Origin of the sequence: Streptosporangium sp. 'caverna' (assembly GCF_003203775.1) — a bacterium.
Lineage (GTDB): Bacteria > Actinomycetota > Actinomycetes > Streptosporangiales > Streptosporangiaceae > Streptosporangium > Streptosporangium subroseum.
Map to the genome: position 1 here is coordinate 2,145,192 of NZ_CP029711.1, position 23,260 is coordinate 2,168,451.

At 68.5% G+C, this 23,260-nt stretch carries 20 protein-coding genes and 1 tRNA gene; 17 read left to right on the forward strand and 4 right to left on the reverse strand.

The window, feature by feature from the left end:
* Window positions 1-114: 114 nt before the first annotated feature.
* On the reverse strand, window positions 115-504 hold the full coding sequence (locus tag DKM19_RS09560) for a DUF6703 family protein (protein WP_110695385.1): 390 nt from the start codon (window positions 502-504) through the stop codon (window positions 115-117).
* Window positions 505-808: 304 nt separating this feature from the next.
* Here DKM19_RS09560 and DKM19_RS09565 point away from each other — a divergent pair, with 304 nt between their 5' ends.
* From DKM19_RS09565 to DKM19_RS09580, 4 genes are all read left to right on the forward strand, one after another.
* On the forward strand, window positions 809-1,087 hold the full coding sequence (locus DKM19_RS09565) for an antibiotic biosynthesis monooxygenase (protein ID WP_089212131.1): 279 nt from the start codon (window positions 809-811) through the stop codon (window positions 1,085-1,087).
* A 139-nt stretch (window positions 1,088-1,226) separates the two neighbouring features.
* Window positions 1,227-2,612 carry a glycine--tRNA ligase gene (locus DKM19_RS09570; protein ID WP_204358723.1) on the forward strand — a complete coding sequence of 462 codons (1,386 nt, stop codon included), beginning with the start codon at window positions 1,227-1,229 and terminating at the stop codon, window positions 2,610-2,612.
* A 477-nt stretch (window positions 2,613-3,089) separates the two neighbouring features.
* Window positions 3,090-5,738, forward strand: coding sequence for a pyruvate, phosphate dikinase (gene ppdK / locus DKM19_RS09575; protein WP_110695386.1), 2,649 nt, complete (start codon window positions 3,090-3,092; stop codon window positions 5,736-5,738).
* 142 nt (window positions 5,739-5,880) lie between these two features.
* Window positions 5,881-7,113, forward strand: coding sequence for a deoxyguanosinetriphosphate triphosphohydrolase (locus DKM19_RS09580; protein ID WP_110695387.1), 1,233 nt, complete (start codon window positions 5,881-5,883; stop codon window positions 7,111-7,113).
* Between the two features lie 177 nt (window positions 7,114-7,290).
* Here the strand turns inward: DKM19_RS09580 and DKM19_RS09585 are convergent, their stop codons facing one another.
* Complete coding sequence (locus DKM19_RS09585) at window positions 7,291-8,142, reverse strand: M23 family metallopeptidase (protein ID WP_239514171.1); 852 nt, start codon at window positions 8,140-8,142, stop codon at window positions 7,291-7,293.
* Between the two features lie 235 nt (window positions 8,143-8,377).
* Between DKM19_RS09585 and dnaG the strand changes: the two genes are divergently transcribed.
* From dnaG to DKM19_RS09610, 6 genes are all read left to right on the forward strand, one after another.
* The gene (gene dnaG, locus DKM19_RS09590) at window positions 8,378-10,252 is read left to right on the forward strand and encodes a DNA primase (protein WP_110695388.1); all 1,875 of its coding nucleotides are present in this window, start codon (window positions 8,378-8,380) and stop codon (window positions 10,250-10,252) included.
* Between the two features lie 152 nt (window positions 10,253-10,404).
* Window positions 10,405-11,541: an RNA polymerase sigma factor RpoD gene (rpoD, locus tag DKM19_RS09595; RefSeq protein ID WP_110695389.1), complete on the forward strand. Its 1,137-nt coding sequence runs from the start codon at window positions 10,405-10,407 to the stop codon at window positions 11,539-11,541.
* A gap of 450 nt (window positions 11,542-11,991) precedes the next feature.
* The gene (locus DKM19_RS49355; protein WP_162641142.1) at window positions 11,992-12,138 is read left to right on the forward strand and encodes a hypothetical protein; all 147 of its coding nucleotides are present in this window, start codon (window positions 11,992-11,994) and stop codon (window positions 12,136-12,138) included.
* 47 nt (window positions 12,139-12,185) lie between these two features.
* On the forward strand, window positions 12,186-13,400 hold the full coding sequence (gene efeB / locus DKM19_RS09600; protein WP_110695390.1) for an iron uptake transporter deferrochelatase/peroxidase subunit: 1,215 nt from the start codon (window positions 12,186-12,188) through the stop codon (window positions 13,398-13,400).
* An 84-nt stretch (window positions 13,401-13,484) separates the two neighbouring features.
* Window positions 13,485-14,783 carry a hypothetical protein gene (locus DKM19_RS09605; RefSeq protein ID WP_110695391.1) on the forward strand — a complete coding sequence of 433 codons (1,299 nt, stop codon included), beginning with the start codon at window positions 13,485-13,487 and terminating at the stop codon, window positions 14,781-14,783.
* Complete coding sequence (locus DKM19_RS09610) at window positions 14,780-15,241, forward strand: hypothetical protein (RefSeq protein ID WP_110695392.1); 462 nt, start codon at window positions 14,780-14,782, stop codon at window positions 15,239-15,241. Before DKM19_RS09605 ends, DKM19_RS09610 begins: the two co-directional genes overlap by 4 nt.
* Window positions 15,242-15,516: 275 nt before the next feature.
* Here the strand turns inward: DKM19_RS09610 and DKM19_RS09615 are convergent, their stop codons facing one another.
* Window positions 15,517-15,837 (reverse strand): YtxH domain-containing protein, encoded by a 321-nt coding sequence (locus tag DKM19_RS09615; RefSeq protein ID WP_110705598.1) that lies wholly within the window; start codon window positions 15,835-15,837, stop codon window positions 15,517-15,519.
* A gap of 174 nt (window positions 15,838-16,011) precedes the next feature.
* Between DKM19_RS09615 and DKM19_RS09620 the strand changes: the two genes are divergently transcribed.
* The 7 genes from DKM19_RS09620 (at window position 16,012) to DKM19_RS09650 (ending at window position 22,540) form a co-directional block, all read left to right on the forward strand.
* A tRNA-Asn gene (locus DKM19_RS09620) sits at window positions 16,012-16,087 on the forward strand.
* 330 nt (window positions 16,088-16,417) lie between these two features.
* Window positions 16,418-17,530, forward strand: a complete 1,113-nt coding sequence (locus tag DKM19_RS09625) for a nitric oxide synthase oxygenase (RefSeq protein ID WP_239514172.1) — start codon at window positions 16,418-16,420, stop codon at window positions 17,528-17,530.
* Window positions 17,531-17,766: 236 nt separating this feature from the next.
* Complete coding sequence (locus DKM19_RS09630; protein WP_110695394.1) at window positions 17,767-18,933, forward strand: agmatinase family protein; 1,167 nt, start codon at window positions 17,767-17,769, stop codon at window positions 18,931-18,933.
* On the forward strand, window positions 18,930-19,943 hold the full coding sequence (locus tag DKM19_RS09635) for an ABC transporter substrate-binding protein (protein ID WP_110695395.1): 1,014 nt from the start codon (window positions 18,930-18,932) through the stop codon (window positions 19,941-19,943). Before DKM19_RS09630 ends, DKM19_RS09635 begins: the two co-directional genes overlap by 4 nt.
* Window positions 19,944-19,959: 16 nt before the next feature.
* Window positions 19,960-20,922: an ABC transporter permease gene (locus DKM19_RS09640; protein WP_204358724.1), complete on the forward strand. Its 963-nt coding sequence runs from the start codon at window positions 19,960-19,962 to the stop codon at window positions 20,920-20,922.
* Window positions 20,919-21,686, forward strand: a complete 768-nt coding sequence (locus tag DKM19_RS09645) for an ABC transporter ATP-binding protein (RefSeq protein WP_110695396.1) — start codon at window positions 20,919-20,921, stop codon at window positions 21,684-21,686. The genes DKM19_RS09640 and DKM19_RS09645 overlap by 4 nt, the downstream gene beginning before the upstream one ends.
* Before the next feature lie 80 nt (window positions 21,687-21,766).
* Complete coding sequence (locus tag DKM19_RS09650; RefSeq protein ID WP_110695397.1) at window positions 21,767-22,540, forward strand: enoyl-CoA hydratase; 774 nt, start codon at window positions 21,767-21,769, stop codon at window positions 22,538-22,540.
* Between the two features lie 204 nt (window positions 22,541-22,744).
* On the opposite strand, the gene DKM19_RS09655 is transcribed toward DKM19_RS09650, so the two are convergent.
* Window positions 22,745-23,245 carry a DUF402 domain-containing protein gene (locus DKM19_RS09655; RefSeq protein ID WP_110695398.1) on the reverse strand — a complete coding sequence of 167 codons (501 nt, stop codon included), beginning with the start codon at window positions 23,243-23,245 and terminating at the stop codon, window positions 22,745-22,747.
* Between the last annotated feature and the right edge of the window lie 15 nt (window positions 23,246-23,260).

Genomic DNA, 23,260 nt, shown 5'->3' on the forward strand with positions numbered 1-23,260 from the left:
TCGCGCTGCGAGCGTCCAGAAGCTGTGGCGCTGAGAGCGCTCAGAGATCGCGGCACCAAGAGGTCGTGGCGCTGAGCGTTGAGAGGCCGTGGCTTTCAAAAGGCGTCGCGGTCTTCAGAAAGCGCCGAGACGGTCGGCGATCAGCAGGATCAGGAAGGTGAGCAGCGCCACCCGCAGGAGGCGGCCCCCGGCGCCCAGCGACGGCCACGACATGTAGGCGAGCCAGCCGACGAACCCGAGCACCGGCAGCACCGCGACCCCGCCCCAGAAGGACGGCACCGCGAAGCCGACCAGGAGAAGGACGACGAGCAGCACGGGGGCGATCCAGCGGGGCAGCTGGAAGAGGAAGACGAGCGGGGCCGCGCTGCGTAGCTCGATCTTCCGCCGCAGGCCCGTCGCGCCAGGCGTGAAGAACTGCTCGCCCGGCGGCAGCGGGCGCTTGGCCTGCTGAGGACGGCGCTGGGACAGAGGATGTGAGGGGCGTTCACTGCGCTTGTCGGCCACAGCCCGAGCCTAACGCCGCCAAGCCCGGAGCGGCAGACACTGGAGGGCGGACCGGGTCACGGATGGTGCGGACGGTAAGACAGTGGCAGACGGTAGGGCAGAGCAGGCGGTGGACGGCGGGTAGCACGGGACAGGGCGGACAGGGCGGCGAGTGAGCAGGCCAGGGCAAACAGAACAGGCAGCAGGCTGAGTGGGCCGAGTGGGCCGGCCGAACAGGCAGCAGGCCGAGTGGACCGAGCAGGCAGTGGGCAGCCGGCGGAAGGGTCGGAGCGGGGAGGGGACGGGGCTCTGGCATGCTGGGCGGATGCTTGCTCTCATCCGTTACTCGGTGCCGTCCGGCCAGACCGAAGAGTTTCTGACCCAGGCCCACGACATCGTCGACACCCTGGCCGGGCAGCCCGGATATGTGCGTGGCCGGGTGTCCAGGTCGGTGGACGAGCCGGAGCTGTGGGCGCTCGTCAGTGAGTGGGAGGGCGCCGGGTTCTACCGGCGGGCACTGGGCGCGGCGCGGATGTCGATGTATCCGCTGATGACGCTGATGATCAACGAGCCGAGCGCCTTCGAGGACGTCGATAGGCCCTGACGTCCCTTATGCGTCCCGCCGGACAAGGAAAGTGAGGTGGGCGTCATGGTTTAAGCGCATGTCCTGGGGGTCCGGCTCCCCTAAGCTGGATACCCAATCACTTCCTCGCCGACCTCCAGCCGGATGGAGATTTTCCCTTATGGCACGCCGTACGGACATCATGGACACCATCGTCAGCCTCTCCAAGAGACGCGGGCTTGTGTATCCCTCAAGCGAGATCTACGGCGGCCTGCGCGCGTCGTGGGACTACGGTCCGCTTGGCGTGGAGCTCAAGAACAACGTGAAGCGGCAGTGGTGGAAGAGCGTGGTGCAGGGCCGTGACGATGTGGTCGGCCTTGACTCCTCTGTGATCCTGGCCCGTGAGGTGTGGCAGGCCAGCGGCCATGTTGAGACCTTCACGGATCCGTTGACCGAGTGCCAGTCGTGCCACAAGCGCTACCGCGCCGACCACCTCGAAGAGGCCTACGAGGAGAAGCACGGCAAGCCGCCGGTGGGCGGCCTGGCCGAGATCACCTGCCCCAACTGCGGCAACAAGGGCTCCTTCACCACGCCCAAGCAGTTCAGCGGTCTGCTGAAGACCTACCTGGGCGCGGTCGAGGACGAGTCCGGCCTCGCCTACCTGAGGCCGGAGACCGCCCAGGGCATCTTCATCAACTACCTCAACGTGCAGCAGTCGGCGCGTAAGAAGATCCCGTTCGGCATCGGCCAGATCGGCAAGTCGTTCCGCAACGAGATCACTCCGGGCAACTTCATCTTCCGCACCCGCGAGTTCGAGCAGATGGAGATGGAGTTCTTCGTCAAGCCTGGCAGCGACGAGGAGTGGCACCAGTACTGGATCGACGAGCGCTTCCGCTGGTACACCGACCTGGGCATCAACAAGGACAACTTGCGCATCTACGAGCACCCGCAGGAGAAGCTGGCCCACTACGCCAAGCGGACCGTCGACATCGAATACCGCTTCAACTTCACCGGCGGTGAGTGGGGCGAGCTTGAGGGCGTCGCCAACCGCACCGACTTCGACCTGACCGCGCACGGCAAGGCCTCCGGCACCGACCTCAGCTTCTTCGAGCAGGACACCGGCGAGCGTTACGTCCCCTACGTGATCGAGCCGGCGGCCGGTGTCGACCGCGCCACGCTCACCTTCATGATGGACGCCTACACCGAGGACGAGGCGCCCAACGCCAAGGGCGTCATGGAGAAGCGCACGGTCATGCGCCTCGACCACCGCCTCGCGCCGGTCAAGGTCGCGGTGCTTCCGCTGTCGCGTAACGCGGACCTGTCGCCCAAGGCCAAGGACCTGGCCGCCCAGCTCCGCCGCCGCTGGAACGTCGAGTTCGACGACGCGGGCGCGATCGGCCGCCGTTACCGCCGCCAGGACGAGATCGGCACGCCGTTCTGCATCACCGTCGACTTCGACACCCTTGAGGATCACGCGGTGACCATCCGCGAGCGTGACTCCATGGCCCAGGAGCGTGTGGCCCTCGACCAGGTCGAGTCCTACCTCCGCCAGCACCTCAACGACTGATCTTCACGATCCGCTCTTCAGATACGGCTCCCGCCACACAGGCGGGGGCCGTATCTGTATGTGGGGCCCTTCCCGGCCCGGATTTCCTGATCCGTCGGGATCAGGAAACCCGGGCCCGGCCGATCCCGACGGATCAGGAAACAGCCCGGGACGCGGCCCGTATAAGGGAGAGCCGCCTTCACCGGACGGGGTGATCGCGCGGTTGGTCGCGATCTTCTACCACGGATCCTGAAGCTCCCGTGAACGTGTTTGAATGCTGAGAAAATTGGTTTACACCAATTGGTTTATACCAATTCTTGGGGAAGATGATATGGCGATTGATTTTGTTCTGGAGTGAATTGGATTAGACCGCCCTATGGGTCCTGACCTGGGTAAACGTTGTGTTGTCTATCGAGTGACGTTTCATCGGGTCTTCCGTCGGTAGAGTCCGAAGAGAGGCGGAACCAAACGCCGTTTGAAGTCGAAGAAGGAGCAACCGTGCCCAAGTACGTTTACGACTTCACCGAGGGCAACAAAGATCTCAAGGATCTGCTCGGCGGTAAGGGGGCCAACCTGGCGGAGATGACCAATCTCGGACTGCCGGTGCCTCCTGGCTTCACGATCACCAGTGAGGCGTGTCGCAGGTTCCTGGAGGAGGAAGCCCTCCCGGAAGGCCTGGAAGAGGAGATCACCGAGCACCTGGACGCGCTGGAGAGCCGGATGGGCCGTCGCCTGGGGCAGGCGGACGACCCGTTGCTGGTGAGCGTGCGATCCGGGGCCAAGTTCTCGATGCCGGGCATGATGGACACGGTTCTCAACATCGGGCTGAACGACGAGTCGGTGCACGGCCTGACCAAGCAGTCGGGTGGCAACGAGCGCTTCGCCTGGGACTCCTACCGGCGTCTCATCCAGATGTTCGGCAAGACGGTCCAGGGCATCGACGGCGAGCTGTTCGACGGGGCTTTCGAGGAGCTCAAGGGCGGGCGCGACGACCTGGAGCTGGACGCGGCCGACTTCCAGCGTCTGGTGACGACCTACAAGGGCATCGTCCGGGACCAGACCGGCGAGGATTTCCCCGCCGACCCGTACCGGCAGATGAGCATGGCGATGAAGGCCGTCTTCGAGTCCTGGAACGCCCCGCGGGCCGTCATCTACCGCCGCCAGGAGCGCATTCCGACCGACCTGGGCACGGCGGTCAACATCTGCTCGATGGTCTTCGGCAACTGGGGCATGGACTCCGGCACCGGCGTGGCCTTCACCCGGGACCCCGGCACCGGTCACCAGGGCGTGTACGGCGACTACCTGCAGAACGCCCAGGGCGAGGACGTGGTCGCGGGCATCCGCAACACCATCTCCCTGCAGGATCTGGAGGACATCGACAAGCCCGTCTACGACGAGCTCATGAAGATCATGGACAAGCTGGAGAACCACTACCGCGACCTGTGCGACATCGAGTTCACGGTCGAGCGCGGCAAGCTCTGGATGCTCCAGACCCGCGTGGGCAAGCGGACCCCGGGCGCCGCGTTCCGCATCGCCGTGCAGCTGGTGGACCAGGGCATGATCGACATCGACGAGGCCATGACCAGGGTCACCGGCGCCCAGCTCGCCCAGCTCATGTTCCCCCGGTTCGCCAAGGACGCGGAGAGCAAGGTGATCACAAAGGGGATGAACGCCTCGCCGGGCGCCGCCGTCGGCAAGGCCGTCTTCTCCACGGAGAGGGCCGTCGAGCTCGCCGCCCGGGGTGAGTCCGTCATCCTGGTCAGCCGCGAGACCACCCCCGACGACCTGGCCGGAATGATCGCCGCCCAGGGGGTCCTGACGAGCCGCGGAGGCAAGACCTCGCACGCGGCCGTAGTCGCCAGGGGCATGGGCAAGACCTGTGTCTGCGGGGCCGAGGAGCTGGAGGTCTCGGTCGCGGAGCGCAGGTTCACCGCGCCCGGAGGCGTCGTGGTCTCCGAGGGGGACGTCATCTCCATCGACGGCACCAACGGCGCCGTCTATCTCGGAGAGGTGCCCGTGGTCGCCTCCCCGGTCATGGAGTACTTCGAAGGTTCGGGTGAACTCGGCGACGAGGACGAGCTCGTCCAGGCCGTGCACCGCATCATGTCCCACGCCGACGCGTCCCGGAGGCTGGAGGTGCGGGCGAACGCCGACAACGCCGAGGACTCCGCCCGGGCCCGCCGGTTCGGCGCCCAGGGCGTCGGGCTCTGCCGTACGGAGCACATGTTCCTCGGCGACCGCCGCCAGCTGGTCGAGGATCTGGTCCTGGCCACCTCCTCCGAGGAGCGTGAGCAGGCGCTGGCCGCGCTGAAGCCGCTGCAGGAGGCGGACTTCACCGAGATCTTCCAGGAGATGGAAGGCCTGCCCGTCACGATTCGCCTGATCGACCCGCCGTTGCATGAGTTTTTGCCTGACTACACCGAACTGTCGGTGAAGGTCGCCCTCGCGGGTGACCAGGCCGGCGAGAAGGACCGCAAGCTGCTCGCCGCGGTCAAGCGGCTGCACGAGCAGAACCCCATGCTGGGCCTCCGCGGCGTACGGCTCGGCCTGGTCATCCCCGGCCTGTTCGCCATGCAGGTCCGGGCGATCGCGGAGGCGGCCAAGGCCGTCCCGGGCGCCCAGGCGGAGGTCATGATCCCGCTCGTCGGCGCGGTCCAGGAGCTGGAGCACGTGAGGGACGAGGCGCAGAAGATCCTTGCCGAGGTCGGGGTCGAGGCGCTGATCGGCACGATGATCGAGGTGCCGCGCGCGGCGCTGACCGCCGGGCAGATCGCCGAGGCCGCCGAGTTCTTCTCCTTCGGAACCAACGACCTGACCCAGATGACCTGGGGCTTCTCTCGCGACGATGTCGAAGCCGCCTTCTTCTCCAAATATCTGGAGCTGGGGGTTTTCGGCGTCTCCCCGTTCGAGACCCTGGACCGCGACGGTGTCGGCAGGCTCGTCCTGCTCGCCGTGGAGGAGGGCCGCAGGACCCGGCCCGATCTCAAGCTCGGCATCTGCGGTGAGCACGGCGGCGACCCCGACTCCATCCACTTCTGTCACCAGGCGGGTCTCGACTACGTGTCCTGCTCGCCGTTCCGCATTCCGGTCGCCCGGTTGGAGGCCGGCCGCGCTGCCCTGATCGGTGCCGGCTCCGACACCCGCTGACGGCGGCCCTTCGCGATCCGCGATCTCGCGGATCACGAAGGGCTCCGCGGCCCCGCCCCAGGTAGGACATAGGCCTGGTCACCAGGTGTTTCCTCGCCGTTCGGCGTGGACTGACTCTTTCCCGGATAAAATCACAGCACTTATGCATGGTTACGACGAGCACGACCAAGCCCGGTGGGTGCCGGAACCTCCCGGCAACCCTGAGAGACGCCCGTTCGAGCGCGACCGGGCGCGAGTGCTGCACAGCGCGGGACTACGCCGGCTCGCGGCCAAGACCCAGGTGGTCGGTCCGGGGGAGACCCTCGGCAGCGGGCAGCACATGCCCCGCACCCGTCTGACCCACTCCCTGGAGTGCGCGCAGATCGGCCGGGAGATGGGCGAGACGCTCGGCCTGGACCCCGACCTGGTGGAGACCGCCTGCCTGGCCCACGATCTCGGGCATCCGCCGTTCGGCCACAACGGGGAGACCGCGCTCAACGAGCTCGCCGCCGGATGCGGCGGGTTCGAAGGCAACGCGCAGAGCCTGCGCCTGCTGACCCGGCTGGAGGCCAAGGTCGTCACCGAGGACGGCCGCAGCGCCGGGCTCAACCTCACCCGCGCCTCCCTGGACGCCGCGATCAAATATCCGTGGACCCGCGAGACGAGTTCCAAATACTGCGCCTACGACGACGACATGCCGGTCTTCGACTGGATCAGGGAGGGCGCGCCCGCCGGGCGGGTCAGCTTCGAGGCCCAGATCATGGACTGGGCCGACGACGTCGCCTACTCGGTGCACGACCTCGAGGACGCGCTCCACTCCGGCGACGTCGTGCTGGAGATGCTGCGCGACCCGGCGGAGCGCCGCGAGGTCTGCGAGACCACCCGGGCCTGGTACGTCGACGACGCCGATCCCGGCGAGCTGGAGGAGATCTTCGGCCGCCTCGTCGCCCAGCCGCTCTGGCCCCGCCACTTCGACGCCTCCCTTGCCGACCTCGCCGCGATCAAGGGCCTCACCAGCGCGCTCATCGGCCACCTCTGCAGGTCCGCGCAGGTCGCCACCCAGGAGGTGTACGGCCCCACCGTGGGCCGCCACAGCGCCGACCTGATCGTGCCCAGGACCACCCGGCTGGAGTGCGCGGTGCTGAAGGGGCTCACCGTCCACTACGTGATAACCAGGGACGCGCACAACGCCAACCGGGTCAAGCAGCGCGAGCTCATCCACGACCTGGCGCACCTGATCATGCTGGGCGCGCCGGGCACCCTGGAGCCCGCGCTCAGGCCCTTCTTCACCAAGGCCACCACGGACGCCGGACGGCTCCGCGTGGTCGTCGACCAGATCGCCTCGCTCACCGACACCTCGGCGGTCACCTGGCACCGGCACCTCTCCGGACGCTGAGGCCCCGGACCTCCCCGATTTCCAGCCGTCCGGGTTTCCGGTGGTGCCCGGCTTCGGTCGTTCAGAGCTCCGATCATGTCGGTGTCCGGCATTCAGGCCATGCCGGCCTGAGCCGGGCGGTGTTCAGACGGTGCCCGGCCCTCTTGAGCCGTCCGGGGTTCCGGACGGCGTTCAGCCCTAGCCGTTCAGCGTGGTCGGGGGGTTCAGCGTGACCTGGGGAATGGGCTTCGGCGGCCGCTTCGTCGGCTTGCTGACGGGCGGTGTCTTGGACGCGCACAGGGTCGTGCAGCCGGGCGTGGCTCCCGTCCGGTTCATCACGGCCCGCACCTCGTCCTTGGGGGACAGCGTGGCGTTGCCCTTCAGCCAGGCGTCCAGGTAGTCCCACGGCTTGACCATGCCTCGCCGTACCCACCAGAGCGAGGGGTCGGTCTTCCAGGAGATCGCGAAGTAGAGGTTGCTGGCGGTGGAGCGGGCGTTGCCGGAGTTGCCGACCTGGCCGAGGACCTGACCCGCGCTGACCCGGACTCCGGGCTTGATTCCCAGAGCGACCTTGTCCAGGTGGCCGCCCAGGTAGCGCACGCCGTCGTCCCCGATGACCGTGACGAACCGGCCCTCGCGGTCCGCCCCGCGGTCGGTGGAGGGCGTCCACCGGTTCTGGGTGTTGACCTCGTAGACCACGCCGCTCACGGGGGAGACGAAGGAGCATCCCTGCCCGGCCCAGATCGTGGTCTTCGGCAGCACCAGCAACGCGCTCTCATAGGTCACCCGGCACCCCTTCACGGGGAAGACGTAGGCGTACTCGGAGAGCTTCGGAGGCGGGACCTGCACCGGGGCGTCGGGCTTGGGCCGGTCCACCGCCGTCTGAGGAATCGGTGTCGCCGTCGGTGTCGCCTCCGGAATCGTCGCGGTGATCTCGTCCGTCTGCGCCGAGATGACCTTGTCCGCCGCGGGGGTGGGAGGCAGCGTGCTGATGCCGGCCACCCCGCCCGGTGACGCGCAGGCTCCCGTTACGAGAACCGCGCTGGTCACGGCGGTCAATCGTGCTATATGCCCCGATCGCATGATCTCCACCCGCGTAACATTATCGAGAATCCACCTTTACCTTTGTAACCGACCTCCTGATTGGTTATGACCGCTTCGGGAAAGTCGCCCCCTTGTGTGTCCTTCGCGTCCACGTCCCCGTACCCTCCGGGTCCGCATTCGTGCCCGGTCCCGCGTCCGCCGGGGGCTCCGAGTTGTCGGGATGCCGGACTAGACTCACGGCGTGGCAGGCCGGATCAGTGACGAGGACATCGCGCTCGTGCGGGAGCGCTCGCCGATCGCGGACATCGTGGGTGAGCACATCCAGCTCCGCAACGCGGGCGGCGGAAATCTGAAGGGGCTGTGCCCCTTCCATGACGAGAAGAGTCCATCGTTCAACGTCACCCCCGCCCGGGGTTACTGGTACTGCTTCGGGTGCGCGGAGGGCGGCGACGTCATCACCTTCGTCAGGCGCCTGGAGCACCTGTCGTTCGGCGAGGCCGTGGAACAGCTGGCCAACCGGGCGGGCATCCAGCTCCGCTACGAGCAGGGCGGTTACGTCCCCGGGCGGGAGCAGGGCGAGCGCAGCCGCCTCATCGAGGCGCACAAGGCGGCGGCGGAGTTCTACGTCTCGAAGCTGGCCGGCCCCGACGCCGCGATCGGGCGCAAGTTCCTGTCGGAGCGCGGGTTCGAGCGGGTCGACGCCGAGCACTTCGGGGTGGGTTACGCACCCGCCGAGTGGGAGGCGCTCTCGCGGCACCTGATGGGCCGGGGGTTCACCTCGGCCGAGCTGGTCAAGGGCGGGCTCGCCAAGGAGGGACGGCGCGGCCCGATCGACCGGTTCCGGGGACGGCTGGTCTGGCCGATCCGCGACATCACCGGTGACGTGATCGGTTTCGGCGCGCGGAAGCTGAACGAGGCCGAGGACGGCCCCAAATACCTGAACACCCCGGAGAGCCCGCTCTACAAGAAGGGCGAGGTCCTCTACGGCGTCGACCTGGCCAAGCGGGAGATCTCCAAGCGCTCCCAGGCCGTGATCGTCGAGGGCTACACCGACGTGATGGCCTGCCACCTGGCGGGCGTGCCGACGGCGGTGGCCACCTGCGGCACCGCGTTCGGCGAGGAGCACATCAAGGTGCTGCGACGGCTGTTGCTGGACCAGTCGGGGTCGCACGGCGAGGTGGTCTTCACGTTCGACGGCGACGCGGCCGGGCAGAAGGCGGCGCTGCGGGCCTTCGCCGACGAGCAGAAGTTCGTCACCCAGACCTTCGTGGCCGTGCAGCCGGACGGGCTCGACCCGTGCGATCTGCGCATCAAGCACGGCGAGGCGGCCGTGCGCGATCTGATCGCCAGCAGGGAGCCGCTGTTCGCGTTCGCGATCCGCAACGTGATCTCCCGCTACGACGTGAGCACCAACGAGGGCCGGCTGTCCGCGCTGGACGCCGCCGCGCCGATCGTGGCCGGGATCAAGGACCGTTCCCTCCGCCAGCTGTACGGGGTCGACCTCGACCGCTGGCTGGGTTTCAACAACGAGCGGTTCGTCATGGATCGGATCGCCGAGATCTCCGCCGTGGCCCAGCCGCAGGCGCAGCGCGGCGCGGGACCACAGGCACAGCGCCGCGCCGCGCCGCGCAAGGTCGCCGACCTCACCGACCCCGGTGTGCGGACCGAGGCAGAGGTGCTGAAGCTGGCCGTGCAGCGTCCGGCGTTGCTCGGTCCCGGCTTCGAGGCGCTCGGCCCGGAGTCGTTCACGCTCGCCGAGCACACGGCGCTGTACAAGCTGATCGTGGACGCGGGCGGTATGGCGGCGGCCGGCCAGGGCGGGCGTGAGTGGGTGGACCGGCTGCTCGCCGAGGTCAGCGACTCCCTGCGCGGGGTGGTCACCCGGTTCGCGGTGGAGGAGCTCCGGGCGGACCTGGCGAACGAGGAGCGCTACGCCTCGGACCTGCTGGCGGCCCTGGAGCTCGTCTCGGTGGCCCGGGCGATCGAGCAGCTGAAGTCACGCATGCAGCGGACCAACCCGGTCGAGGAGCAGCAGGAGTACAACCGGCTGTTCGGCGAACTGGTCGCGCTGGAGCAGCAGCGACGGTTACTGAAGGAACGCATCGCCTCAAGCTGATGTCGTAATTAGCTTTAATGTCCGCGAGTCGATTCGATCAAACCCTAATAAGGTCTCGATCCGATAATGATCGCGGCCTTACCTTCGGTGACAAAAATAGGTCTGCCATTTAGGGGGACTAATACAGCAGACTGTCTCCCGTGGGTGCATCGGTGCTGCCAAGTGGGCCGCCATCGGTAGACCAGGTGGCCGACCTCGTCACGAAAGGAAGAGAGCGCGGAAGCGTCACGGTTGACGACGTGGCCGCCGCGCTCGACAAGTCCGAGCTGCCGTCCGACGCGCTGGAACGCGTCGTCCGCATGCTCGCCGAGCACGGAGTGGAGGTCCTCGAGCCTCAGGGCGACGAGGAGCCCACCCGGTCCGATGAGGAGGATGTCGGAAAACGGGCGCCGACGAGCGACCTGGTCCGCATCTACCTGCGGGAGATCGGTCGTGTGCCACTGCTCACGGCCGAGGAGGAGGTGGAGCTCGCCAAGTCGATCGAAGCCGGGCTGTTCGCCGAGGACAAGCTGACCAGTGTCGTGTCGCGGTTGGTCTTCCCGGAGTTCAAAGAGCTCGTCTGGCAGGGAACGCGAGCCAAGCAACGGCTGATTGAGGCCAATCTTCGGCTTGTCGTGTCAATCGCCAAAAGATATGTGGGACGCGGCATGCTGTTCCTGGATCTCATCCAGGAGGGCAACCTCGGGCTCATCCGGGCGGTCGAGAAATTCGACTACACCAAGGGCTACAAGTTCTCCACATATGCCACATGGTGGATTCGCCAGGCGATCACCAGGGCCATCGCCGATCAGGCGCGCACCATTCGCATTCCGGTGCATATGGTCGAGACGATCAACAAGCTGGTCCGGGTCCAGCGTCAGCTCCACCAGGATCTCGGTCGCGAGCCCGCGCCCGAGGAGATCGCGTTGGAGATGGATCTCCCGATCGATCGGGTGATCGAGATCCAGCGCATCGCCCAGGAGCCGGTCTCGCTGCAGTCGCCGATCGGCGAGGAGGACTCCGACCTCGGTGACTTCATCGAAGACGCGGACGCGGTCGTCCCGATGGAGGCGGCGGCCTTCATCATGCTGCAGGACCAGCTCGACGACATCCTCGCGACGCTGTCCGAGCGTGAGCAGCGCATCATCCAGTTGCGCTTCGGCCTCGCCGACGGCCACCCCCGGACGTTGGAGGAGGTCGGCCGGGAGTTCGGTGTGACCCGGGAGCGTATCCGGCAGATCGAGTCCAAGACCCTGGCCAAACTCCGTCATCCGACCAGAGCTCAGATGCTCCGCGACTACCTCGACTGAGCGTCCGTCGTCTCGACGGAGAATCGAGAGTCCTTATGGCGAAGGCCCCCGGGAATCCATGATCCGGGGGCCTTCGCCGTTCCCTCGGGCCTTCGCCGTTCCCTCGGGCCTTCGCCGTTTCCTCGGGCCTTCGCCGTTTCCTCGGGCCTTCGCCGTTTCCTCGGGCCTTCGCCGTTTCCTCGGGTTTTCGCCGTTCCACGAGGGCTTTCGCCGCTCCAACGGAGCGCAGCCGGGGGCCTTGGCCGGTTCGCCGGACCGGTCGCGCCGGGCCCTGTCGCTCCGCGCGGGCCCCTGCCGAGGGCATCGGGCAACGGACGTCGAGGCGCCGGCAATGAGAGCCGGGCGATGAGGGTGGCGCCTATCACGCCGATCTGAAGGGGGGTCCGATTGGCTATACAAGGTTAGGGAAAGCTAAGTTAGGGACGCCTAACTGACTATGCAGGAGCCTCCATGTCCGCAGCATTCCGTACCGTCGCCACCTGCGGTGTCCTCGCCTCCTGCGCCAAGCCGCCCAGGGATCGGGTCAAGGAACGCTCCGACGCGGTCAACGCCCTCGCCGAGCCGCTCTCCGGTCTCGTCGCGGTTTCCGCAGACTGATCTTTTTCCAGGGCGGAAGAGATGACCGATTTCCCAGAGGGGGAGAGATGACCGATCTCAGTCGACGCAGGCTCCTGACCGGAGCGGGCCTCGCCGTGGGCGGTGGAGCCGTCGTGGCCGCCGGCGCCGGCCTGCTCCGGCAGACGGAGCAGGGGCCGAGATCGGTCTTGGCCGCGGACTCCGGCCAGTCGATCGCGTTCCACGGTTCCCACCAGGCCGGGATCGCCACCCCGGTCCAGGACCGGCTTCATTTCGCCGCCTTCGACCTGAGCACGGACTCCAAGGAGGACGTGGCGACGATGCTGAAGGCCTGGGCGGCGGCGGCCGTCCAGATGACCGAGGCGAAAGAGGTCGGCGGCGGGGCGACCGGGGCCGAGCTGGCCCCGCCGGACGACACGGGCGAGGCCATCGGACTGCCCGCCTCGCGGCTCACGCTGACGGTCGGGTTCGGCCCCTCGTTCTTCGACAAGCTGAAGCTGCCCAAGCCGGACGGGCTCAAGGAGCTGCCGCACTTTCCCGCGGACAAGCTCGACCCGGCCCGCAGCGGCGGGGACATCTGCGTGCAGGCGTGTGCGGACGACCCCCAGGTCGCGGTGCACGCCATCCGGAACCTGGTGCGCATGGGCTTCGGCGTGGCGTCGATCCGATGGTCCCAGCTCGGTTTCGGCAAGACGTCGTCGACCACGCCGGACGCGCAGACCCCCCGCAACCTCATGGGCTTCAAGGACGGCACCGACAACATCGCGGCGACCGACGAGAAGAAACTGGACACCCACGTCTGGGTCGGGGACGAGGGTCCCGAGTGGATGCGCGGCGGCTCCTACCTGGTCGCCCGGCGGATCCGGATGCACATCGAGACCTGGGATCGCACCTCGCTGAAGGAGCAGGAGGACATCTTCGGCCGCACCAAGCGCGAGGGCGCCCCCTACGGAGGCACCCGCGAGCATGATCCCGTGGTCCTGGACAAGCTTCCGATCGACTCCCACGTACGGCTGGCGCACCCGGACTCCCTGTCCGGGGCGACGATCCTGCGCCGGGGCTACTCCTTCACCGACGGCAGCGACGGCCTGGGACGGCTGGACGCGGGCCTGTTCTTCCTCGCCTACCAGCGTGATCTGGAGAAGGGTTTCATCCCGATCCAGCGGGCCCTGGCGGCCAAGGACACGCTCAACGAATACATCCAGCACGTCGGCTCGGGCGTCTTCGCCTGTCCCGGCGGGGTGAGCCCGGGATCGTTCTGGGGCGCGGCCCTTCTGACGTGACGGCATCCCCCCGTCCGCCGCCCTCCGGGTGACCCGGAAGGCGTAGCCCTATTATCCCCGTCGATAGAGGCGCAGACTGGACAAATGGAGGCGCGGGCGGCGGTAGACGACGTCGCGCTCGGGCGCGAGGCATGGTCCGTGCTCGACGCGAACTGGACGGGCTCCGCCACGGTGCCCGCGCCCGGGCTCTATCCCCACCAGTGGAACTGGGACTCCACCTTCGTCGCGATCGGCCTGTCCCGCTGTGACACCCGCAGGGCGGGAGCCGAGTTGCTCAGCCTGCTGGCGGGGCAGTGGCGCACCGGGATGGTGCCGCACATCGTCTTCCACCCCGCCTCCGCGGAGGCGTATTTCCCCGGCCCGTCCGTCTGGCGCTCCCAGGACCACCCGGCCTCCCCCAACGAAGTGCTCACCTCGGGGCTGACCCAGCCGCCGCTGCAGGGCTTCGCCCTGTGGTGGATGTGGCGGCACACGACGGATCGTGAGATGGCCGCGGCCCTCGTCCGGCGGCTCTATCCGATGCTGGCGGCCCAGCACGACTACCTCACCACGGCCAGGGACCTCGGCGGGGGAGGACTGGCGGCGATCGTGCACCCGTGGGAGTCCGGAATGGACGACAGTCCCGTGTGGGACGCCCCGCTGGAGGCCCTGCCCCAGGTCCGCTACGCCTACCGGAGCGAGGGGTTCCCCGACGGCCATCTCGACAGCCACCACGACCGCTACGTCTGGCTGGCCCTGCGCTACCGCGACTCCGGCTACGACGCGACCTACCTCAGGGAGGATCACCCGTTCGCGGTCGAGGACCCGATGTTCAACGGGATCTGGCTCGCCTCCTGTCAGGCGCTCGCCGAACTGGCCCCGCTGGCGGGCGCCGATCCACAGCCGTACCGGGAAGCGGTCGAGCGGATCCGTGCGGCGCTGCTGGAGCGTCTCTGGGCCGACGGTGTCTTTCACACCCGAGATCTGCGCAGCGGGCGGCTCAGCCCCGTCTGCACGGTCGGCTGCTTCGGGCCGATGCTCGATCCGGGGCTTCCCACCGAGCGGGTGGCGGATCTGGTGAGGCTGCTGGAGTCGCCCCGGTTCATGGGCGCGGTCGGTTATCCGGTGCCGAGCTGTGAGATTCGCGCCCCCCAGTTCGACCGGTCCCGTTACTGGCGGGGGCCGTCCTGGATGAACACCAACTGGCTGCTGCGGCGGGCGGCCGTCATCCACGACCAGACGGGGCTGGCACAGGTGCTCGGGGCGGGCACCCTGCGCCTGGTACGGCAGGCGGGCTTCCGCGAGTGCTTCGATCCCTTCGACGGCAGTGGCCGGGGCAGCAGGGACTTCTCCTGGTCGGCCGCTCTCACCCTCGATCTGCTCGCGGATACCGTTGAGCCATGAAGCTCTTCAACCGCACACCCGCCGAGGTCCGCGAGGCCGTCATACCGCCCGACCGGGCGCTCACCTACGCCGCGGGGCCGGACGGCTACGTGATCGCCACGGACAGGGCGCTCTATCTGGGCGGTGCCCGGCTGCCGTGGTTCCAGGTGGATCGGGCCATGTGGGACGAGGAGGGACTGACGGTCGTCACCACGGACGGGCGGTCGCACCGCGCTCTGCTCCCCGAGCCCGGCCGGGTTCCCGAGGCCGTGCGGGAGCGGGTGACAGCCTCGATCGTGGTCAATCAGTACGCCCCGCTGGACGCGCGAGGGGGAGTGCTGCTGGTGGCCAGGAAGACCGATGAGGACCAGCTTGTCTGGGAGTTCGTGTTCGACCCCGGTCTGGATCCCACCGACCCCGGCCTGCGTGCCCTCGCCGAGCAGGCGCTGGAGGAGACCCGCCGCAGCTTCGGCGTCTGAACCGGAGGGACACGCGCGGCTTCGGCGTCCAAGCGAGGAGCCGGGGAGCCGAACTGCGCACCTGGGCGGCGCGCCGGGGATCGGGCGGCGTGGCGCGGGGGATGCGGGGACGACGTGGGAACAGGGAACAGGGAACTGGGAACAGGGAACTGGGAACACAGCCACACGCGTAGCCGTGACCGGACGCGGATCGGGCGTGTCTTTCGGGTGGGACGGCCTCCCGACATGCGGAAGGCCCCTCTCGGGGGCCTTCCGCCGCCGGCGCGCCGGGTCGCTCAGTAGGGCGTGGCGCCGGTGTTCGTCTGTTCCTGCGGCCAGCCGGTGCCCGTGTCGTCCTGTTTGTCGGTCTGCCAGCCGTTGTTGCCGGAGCGCATGAACGGCAGGCGATGCTTGGCCACGTCGCTCACCTTGTCCTTCGCCACGCCGGTGGCCTTGGAAACTTTGGCGCCCATCAGGCCCGCGGCCTCCTGCACCGTGGGATTGTCGGACACCCGAAGGGCCATCCTCTTGATCTGCTCGTAGCGCTCCCGTCCGGCGCGGCTCCCCAGGATGTAGCCCACCGCGAGACCCACTCCGAACATCAATCGATAACGCATCTCCACCTCCACAGCCGGCTCGGCCGGACCCTGTTCACTGATCGCACACAGCTCGCCGGTTGTTCTCCGACCTACCCCGGAGTATCGATGCGACACACACGGGCGGAGTGCGCTAATCTATTCCTGCGCAGCAAGGAACGGGGAAACACCCGAGCCGACCAGCGTAAAGAGCAATCCCGTGTAGCTCAATCGGCAGAGCAGCCGGCTGTTAACCGGCAGGTTATAGGTTCGAGTCCTATCGCGGGAGCCATCGCAGAAGGCCCCGGGAGCACCAGCTCCCGGGGCCTTTGGCGTTTCAGGCTTTGGTTCTGCGGACAAATCACTGTGATTCGCAGAAAATGAGAGACGCCGCGCCGTGCCTCCCTGCTTGCGCAGGGTGACCCGAGACGCGGAGGCCGCGGACCATAATGACCGCAGTGGGGTAAGGGCCACTGCGTTTAGGGCACCTCGCCGCCCGGAACGGCTGTTGTGCTCGTGAGCCACATTTGGGTGGTTTTCAGTGTTGACCTGGCGGAGGTCCCTGCGTCGTGCGCCCGAACGGGCTGACGATGTCCATGAGCGGAGTTACGCGGTACCGCGCGTGGACGCGGCGGCGGCCGAGGAATACCTGAGGTTGTTCCATGCCGAGAACCCCGCGGCGGGGCCGGTGAAGCCCCGCCTGCACGAGGTGCGGGCCGAGATCGCAAGGACGGGGACCTATACGCACACGCCCGGCGAGCTGACCTTCGGCGCCAAGGTGGCCTGGCGCAACAGCGGCAAATGCATCGGACGGCTGTACTGGCGCTCACTGCGCGTACGCGACCGGCGGCACGTGAACACGCCCGAGGGCATCGCCGTCGAATGCGTGAACCATCTGCGGGAGGCGGCGCCCGTCCGCAGGATCCGGCCGACGATCACGGTGTTCGCCCAGGACCGTCCCGGGATACCGGGACCGAGGATCTGGAACGAGCAGCTGATCCGGTACGCCGGATACGCGATGGACGACGGTTCGATCGTCGGCGATCCCCGCTACGTCGACTTCACCACGATGCTGCGCAAGCTCGGCTGGCCCGGTGGTCCCGGCAGCCCCTTCGACGTGCTTCCCCTGGCGATCTCGATGGGAGACGGCCCGCCGTTGCTCTCCACGGTTCCCGGGGACGCCGTGCTGGAGGTGCCGCTGTCGCATCCCATCTACCCGTGGTTCGAGCAGCTGGGGCTGCGCTGGCACGCCGTACCGGCCATCTCGAACATGTGCCTGGAGATCGGCGGGGTCTGTTATCGGGCGGCGCCGTTCAACGGCTGGTACATGGGCACCGAGATCGGCGCGCGCAACCTGGCCGACACCGACCGCTACGACCTGATGCCCCTGATCGCCCGGAGGATGGGCCTGGACACCGACAGCGACCGCTCGCTCTGGCGGGACTACGCCCTGGTGGAGCTGAACATGGCGGTCCTGCACTCCTTCGAGCAGGCCGGGGTGACGATGACCGACCACCACACCGAGTCCCGGCACTTCCTGACCCACCTGGAGCGCGAGGAGAAGGCCGGGCGCGTCTGCCCGGCCGACTGGACCTGGATCGTCCCGCCGATGTCGGCGTCGGCCACGCCGGTCTTCCACCGCTACTACGAGAACAGGGAGCTGTCGCCGAGCTTCGTCCACCACCCCGACTCCCTGGAGCGAGGACTCGGTCACTGGACTGCAACGGAGGGTTAACCCAGGTGAAACGTCGTGGCGTTGCACTGGTCGTGACCCACTTCATGGTGGGGCGCACCTAGGGTTCCGCCGTCGTCGATGCCGTACGACAAGACGTGAGGCCGTACGGCAACGGCGCGGGGCTGGTCCGAGAGGTGCAGGCGGCCGCCTGGCCGTTCCACGGCGGGACAAAAGCCCGGGAGGCCGGCAGAACCCGGCTGTCTTCCGGCCGGGTTCCGAGCTGTATCGGAGCTCCCATGCACTGGCACCCGTCCGCGTCCGACCCCGACCACCCCGGTCCCGAGCGTCCCGGCGTCGACCACAACGGTCCCGAGGCGCGCTTCGCCGTCGACCGCGAGGCCGAGCTGCCCACCGCCGGCTGGGAACGGGAGGTCGCCTGGGCCCTGGAGGTGGGCCTGCAGGGCGCCGACTCGATCGTCGACCGGCGCATCCCGACCTTCTCCCGCGGCGAGCTGCCGCACTTCGCCGGGATCAACACCTTCCTCAAGGCCCCCTACGTCGAGGATGTGCGGCGGTGCGGCGCGTACGACGTGGCGATCCTGGGCGCGCCGTTCGACGGCGGCACGACCTACAGGTCGGGCACCAGGTTCGGGCCGCAGGGCATCCGCAAGATCTCCGCCCTGTACGGTCCCTACAGCTTCGAGCTCGGCGTCGACCTGCGGGAGTCGATCACGATGGCCGATCTCGGCGACATCTTCACCATCCCCGGCAACATCGAGAAGACCTTCGACCAGATCTCCAAGGCCGTCTCGCACGTCTACTCCAGCGGGGCGTTCCCGGTCGTCCTGGGCGGTGACCACTCGATCGGCTACCCGACCGTGCGGGGCGTGGCCGAACACCTGTCGGGCAACCTCGGGATCATCCACTTCGACCGGCACGTGGACACCCAGGAGACCGACCTCGACGAGCGCATGCACACCACCCCGTGGTTCCACGCGACCGACATCCCCAACGTGCCGCCGCAGAACCTCGTGCAGATCGGCATCGGCGGCTGGCAGGCGCCCCGGCCCGGCGTGAAGGTCGGCCGCGAGCGCGGCACCACGATCATGACGGTCACCGACTGCGTGGAGATGGGCATCGAGGCCGCGGCCGAACGCGCGCTGGAGGTCGCCTGGAAGGACGCCGAGGCCGTCTGGCTCTCCTTCGACGTGGACTGCCTCGACGCCGCCTTCGTCCCCGGCACCGGCTGGCCGGAACCCGGCGGCTTCCTGCCGCGCGAGGTCCTGAAGTTCATCCAGATCATCGCCGACGCCGCGCCGCTGGCGGGCATCGAGATCGTGGAGTGCTCGCCGCCCTACGACAACGCCGAGATCACCGCGCTCATCGCCACCAGGGTGATCTGCGACACCCTCGGCTGCCTGGTCCGCTCCGGTCACCTGCCCAAGAAGGGGGGAGCCTCATGACGCTCCGCCGCCTGTTTCTCGCACTCTGCCTGTTCGCGTTCTGTACGGCCTGCGGTTCCACTCCCGACGGGGCCGGGAGTGGCGCCTCCGCCGCGTCCGCGGGGGGCAAGACCCTCACGCTGGGCTTCTCCGCCTGGCCCGGCTGGTTTCCCTGGCAGGTCGCCCAGGAACGCGGCCTGTTCGCCAAGAACGGGCTCAAGGTCGAGCTCAAATACTTCGACAGCTACACCGACAGCCTGACCGCGCTGGCCACCGGCAACATCGACGCCAACAGCCAGACGCTCAACGACACCCTCGCCTCGGTCTCCGGCGGGGCCAAGCAGACGATCGTGCTGGTGAACGACAACTCCACCGGAAACGACCAGATCATCGCCAGGCCCGGCATCTCCACGGTGGCCGACCTCAAGGGCATGACGGTGGCCGCCGAGCAGGGCACGGTCGACCACTACCTGCTCCTGCTCGCGCTGCAGAAGGCGGGTCTGACCGAGAAGGACATCACGTTCAAACCACTCCCGACCGACGCCGCCGCGGCGGCCTTCAAGGCCGGTCAGGTGGACGCGGTCGGCGTGTTCGCGCCCTTCACCACCACCGCCCTGGAGCTGTCCGGTTCCAAGGCCGTCGCGACGTCCAAGGACTTCCCCGGCGCGATCCCCGACCACCTGGCGGTCGACAAGGCCCTGGTGGCCGAGCGGCCCGACGAGGTGCAGGCGCTGGTGAAGACGTGGTTCGAGACGCTGCGGTGGATCGCCGCCAACAGGACCGAGGCAAACGCGATCATGGCCAAGCGCGGCGGGGTGGACGAGGCGGCCTACGCGAGCTACGACGCCGGGACCACCATCTTCTCCCTTGAGGACAACCTCGCGGCCTTCGAGCCCGGCACCACCGGCGCCAACCTCGACCACCAGGCCTCCCTGATCGCGAAGTTCCTCGTCTCATCCGGCCTGGCCGACACCGAGCCGTCACTGGACGGCCTGTTCGAGCCCAAGTTCGTCAGGAGCCTCACACCATGAGAGCGGGAGCGTGGACATGGAGATTCGGCCCGGACCCGACCGCCTGCGGCCCGGGCGGGTGCAACTCGCCCTGCTCCTCTCCCAGAGGGTCACGGCCCTGATGAGTGCGAGGACCGTCGCTCCCGTCGCGCCCCCCGACACGGGACGCAGGACCTGGGAGCCGCTGCCCCGGCGCGGGAGCCGGTCCCGCCCGGCCTGGACGCGCGGGCACTCCGGTGGGGCGGGGCTCTCCTCCCGCGCCCGCTGGGGTCTGCGCGCCGCCTCGATCCTGGTCCCGCTCGCCGTCTGGACCGCCGTCAGCATGGCGGGGCTGGTCGACCCGGCCTTCCTGCCGTCTCCGCCGGCCGTGCTGGAGGCGTTCGGGGAGATGCTGGGCACCGGGCAGCTGGCCCAGGACACCCTCGCCAGTCTCGGCAGGGTCGGGGCCGGGTTCGGGCTGGCGGTGCTGATCTCGGTGCCGCTCGGCGTCGCGATGGGCACCTCTCGGGTGGCGCTGGCCCTGCTGGAACCGGCCGTCGGCCTGCTCCGCTACATGCCCGCCAGCGCCTTCATCCCGCTTCTGATCATCTGGCTGGGGCTCGGCGAACCGTCCAAGATCGCGATTCTCGTCCTCGGCGTCGTCTTCTTCAACACGCTGATGGTCGCCGACGCCGTACGGAGGGTCCCGGGTGAGCTGGGCCAGGTCGCGGCCACCCTCGGGGCCAGGCCCGGGGAGGTCCTCCGGAAGGTGACCTGGCCGTACGCGCTGCCGGCGATCGTGGACGCGGCCAGGATCAACGCCGCCGCCGCGTGGAACTTCGTGGTGGTGGCCGAGCTCATCGCGGCCGAGTCGGGGCTCGGCTACCGGATCGTCCGCGCCCAGCGGTTCCTGCAGACCGACAAGATCTTCGCGGTGCTCATCGTGATCGGGATCGTCGGCCTGCTGATCGACGTCGCGCTGAGAATCCTGCGCGACCGCCTCGGGAGGTGGGTGGTATGAACCTCGTACTGAGCGGGGTGGCCAAGGACTACGGGACCACGCGCGTGCTGGACGGCATCGACCTGTCGATGGAGCCGGGCGAGTTCGTGTGCGTGGTGGGCGCCAGCGGGTCGGGCAAGTCCACGCTGCTGTCGCTGATCGCCGGTCTGTCGCCGGTCAGCGCGGGCTCGGTCTCGCTCGGCGGGGTGCCCGTCCAGGGGCCGGGCCCCGAACGCGGGCTGGTGTTCCAGTCGGGCGCGCTGTTCCCCTTCCTCACCGTGGCCCAGAATGTGGCCTTCGGGCTGCGGCTGCTGCCGATCTCCAGGGCCGACAGAGAGCGCCGGGTCCGCTGGTACCTGGGCGAGGTCGGGCTGTCGTCCTGGGTGGACGCGCTGCCCCGGCAGCTGTCCGGCGGGCAGCGCCAGCGGGTGGCGATCGCCAGGGCGCTGGCGTGCGAGCCGGCCGTGCTGCTGCTGGACGAGCCGTTCGGGGCGCTCGACGTGCAGACCAAGGAGGACATGCAGCTTTTCCTGCGTGAGGTGTGGCGGGACATGGGAACGACCGTGCTGATGGTCACCCACGACGTCGAGGAGGCCGTCATGCTCGCTCAGCGGGTGCTCGTGTTCTCGTGCGGTCCCGGCCGGGTCGCCGCGGAGGTCCCGATCGGACTGCCCGCCTACCGCGCCCTCGCCATCAAGCGGACCTCCCTCTTTCTCGGGCTGCGCGCCACCGTGGAGGACCTGGTCCGCTCGCACATGCTGTCGCCGGAGAGGGAAAAGGTATAGAACCATATTCTGGAGCTGTCCGGACGGGGAGCTCTCGTGCGGAAGGCCTCCGGGAAAGGGGGCTCCCGGAAGGGGACGAGATGGTCGATCTGGTGCTGTCGTCGATCGAGCGGGGCGTGCTGACGCTGACGTTCAACCGGCCGGACAGGCTCAACGCCTGGACCGCCGAGATGGGGCGGCGTTACTTCGACCAGCTGGCCGAGGCGGAGCTGGACCCCGAGGTCCGGGTGATCGTCGTCACCGGAGCGGGGAAGGGCTTCTGCGCCGGGGCGGACTTCCAGACGCTCAGCTCCATCCAGGACGGCTCCTACAGGGGCGAGCCGGACAAGCGCCCCAACACCTTCCCGACCACGATCCGCAAGCCGATCATCGCCGCGGTCAACGGCGCCTGCGCCGGGCTCGGCATGGTCCACGCCCTGATGTGCGACCTGATCTTCACCGCCGACGAGGCGAAGTGGACCACCGCCTTCGCCCGGCGCGGCCTGATCGCCGAGTACGGCCTGTCGTGGATCCTGCCCCGGCTCATCGGCCATGCCAAGGCCATGGACCTGCTGCTGTCGGGCCGCACCTTCTCCGGGGCCGAGGCCTACGAGCTGGGTCTGGTCAACCGGTCGGTGTCCCGGGAGAGCCTGCTGGAGGAGGCCACGGCCTACGCCCGCGAGCTGGCCGCCTTCAGCTCGCCGGCGTCGATGGCCGTGATGAAGCGTCAGATCTGGGGCGACTGGAGCGAGACCCTGGAGTCGTCGGAGTCCGCGGCGGCGCGCAAGATGGTGGAGGCCTTCTCCCGGCCCGACTTCGCCGAGGGCGTCGCCAGCTTCCTGGAACGCCGCGCCCCCGGCTTCCCTCCGCTGTAGACCCGCCACAGACCGCCCGGCCGGCTCGCGCGGCGGCGAGCCGGCCGGGCCTTGGACGTGTTGGACGTGCGGGCGTTGCGGCGATCGGCGGTGAGCACCGCAGGAGCGTGGGGCGACGGAGCGGGGTGTGGTCGGCGGGTGGCGCCGGGTGGCCGGGCCGTACCGGAGACCGGGCAGGTCACCCTGGACTGGAGGCGGGGCGGCTCAGGTCACCTGAGCCAGCCAGTGGGGCGCGGCGCCGAAGGGGGCGGCGCGGGTGCGGACCGCCTCCATCAGCCGGGCGGCCGTGGTGCGGGCGTTCTCGATGACGTCGGGGGGATAGGCGTAGCGGACCTGGTGCTCCTCGAACTCGTCCTCGTCGTCCAGGATGACCCGGCCGTCGCGCATGCGGATCACGTCGAGGTCCAGGTCGACCATGGTCACCTCGCCGTCGCTCCACTGGGGCACCGTCGCGATGTCGCAGTAGATCTCGACCCTGTTCGGGAGGGCGTTGAAGGAGGCCGTCCACCAGCCGTCCCGGGGGAAGAGCATCACGAACGCGGAGGCTGAGGGGACCACGGGCCCGTCGCCCTTGCGGGCGCCCGAGCCTGCCGTGCAGCCGATCCACACGCCGTGCTCGTCCTCGCCGAGGAGCAGGCTGGGATGGTGCCAGTGCAGAGACCCGTCGTACTTGCGGTAGACCACATTAACGATCTCATGTGACATCCCTCGACTTTAAGG

Coding starts and splice junctions, on each gene's coding strand:
- efeB (WP_110695390.1), top strand. CDS start 12,186: ATGACCGATCTCAGTCGACGCAGGCTCCTGACCGGAGCGGGCCTCGCC.
- DKM19_RS09565 (WP_089212131.1), top strand. CDS start 809: ATGCTTGCTCTCATCCGTTACTCGGTGCCGTCCGGCCAGACCGAAGAG.
- DKM19_RS49355 (WP_162641142.1), top strand. CDS start 11,992: ATGTCCGCAGCATTCCGTACCGTCGCCACCTGCGGTGTCCTCGCCTCC.
- DKM19_RS09610 (WP_110695392.1), top strand. CDS start 14,780: ATGAAGCTCTTCAACCGCACACCCGCCGAGGTCCGCGAGGCCGTCATA.
- DKM19_RS09605 (WP_110695391.1), top strand. CDS start 13,485: ATGGAGGCGCGGGCGGCGGTAGACGACGTCGCGCTCGGGCGCGAGGCA.
- DKM19_RS09645 (WP_110695396.1), top strand. CDS start 20,919: ATGAACCTCGTACTGAGCGGGGTGGCCAAGGACTACGGGACCACGCGC.
- DKM19_RS09580 (WP_110695387.1), top strand. CDS start 5,881: ATGCATGGTTACGACGAGCACGACCAAGCCCGGTGGGTGCCGGAACCT.
- DKM19_RS09635 (WP_110695395.1), top strand. CDS start 18,930: ATGACGCTCCGCCGCCTGTTTCTCGCACTCTGCCTGTTCGCGTTCTGT.
- DKM19_RS09615 (WP_110705598.1), bottom strand. CDS start 15,837: ATGCGTTATCGATTGATGTTCGGAGTGGGTCTCGCGGTGGGCTACATC.
- DKM19_RS09640 (WP_204358724.1), top strand. CDS start 19,960: ATGGAGATTCGGCCCGGACCCGACCGCCTGCGGCCCGGGCGGGTGCAA.
- DKM19_RS09650 (WP_110695397.1), top strand. CDS start 21,767: ATGGTCGATCTGGTGCTGTCGTCGATCGAGCGGGGCGTGCTGACGCTG.
- DKM19_RS09630 (WP_110695394.1), top strand. CDS start 17,767: ATGCACTGGCACCCGTCCGCGTCCGACCCCGACCACCCCGGTCCCGAG.
- DKM19_RS09570 (WP_204358723.1), top strand. CDS start 1,227: ATGGCACGCCGTACGGACATCATGGACACCATCGTCAGCCTCTCCAAG.
- DKM19_RS09655 (WP_110695398.1), bottom strand. CDS start 23,245: ATGTCACATGAGATCGTTAATGTGGTCTACCGCAAGTACGACGGGTCT.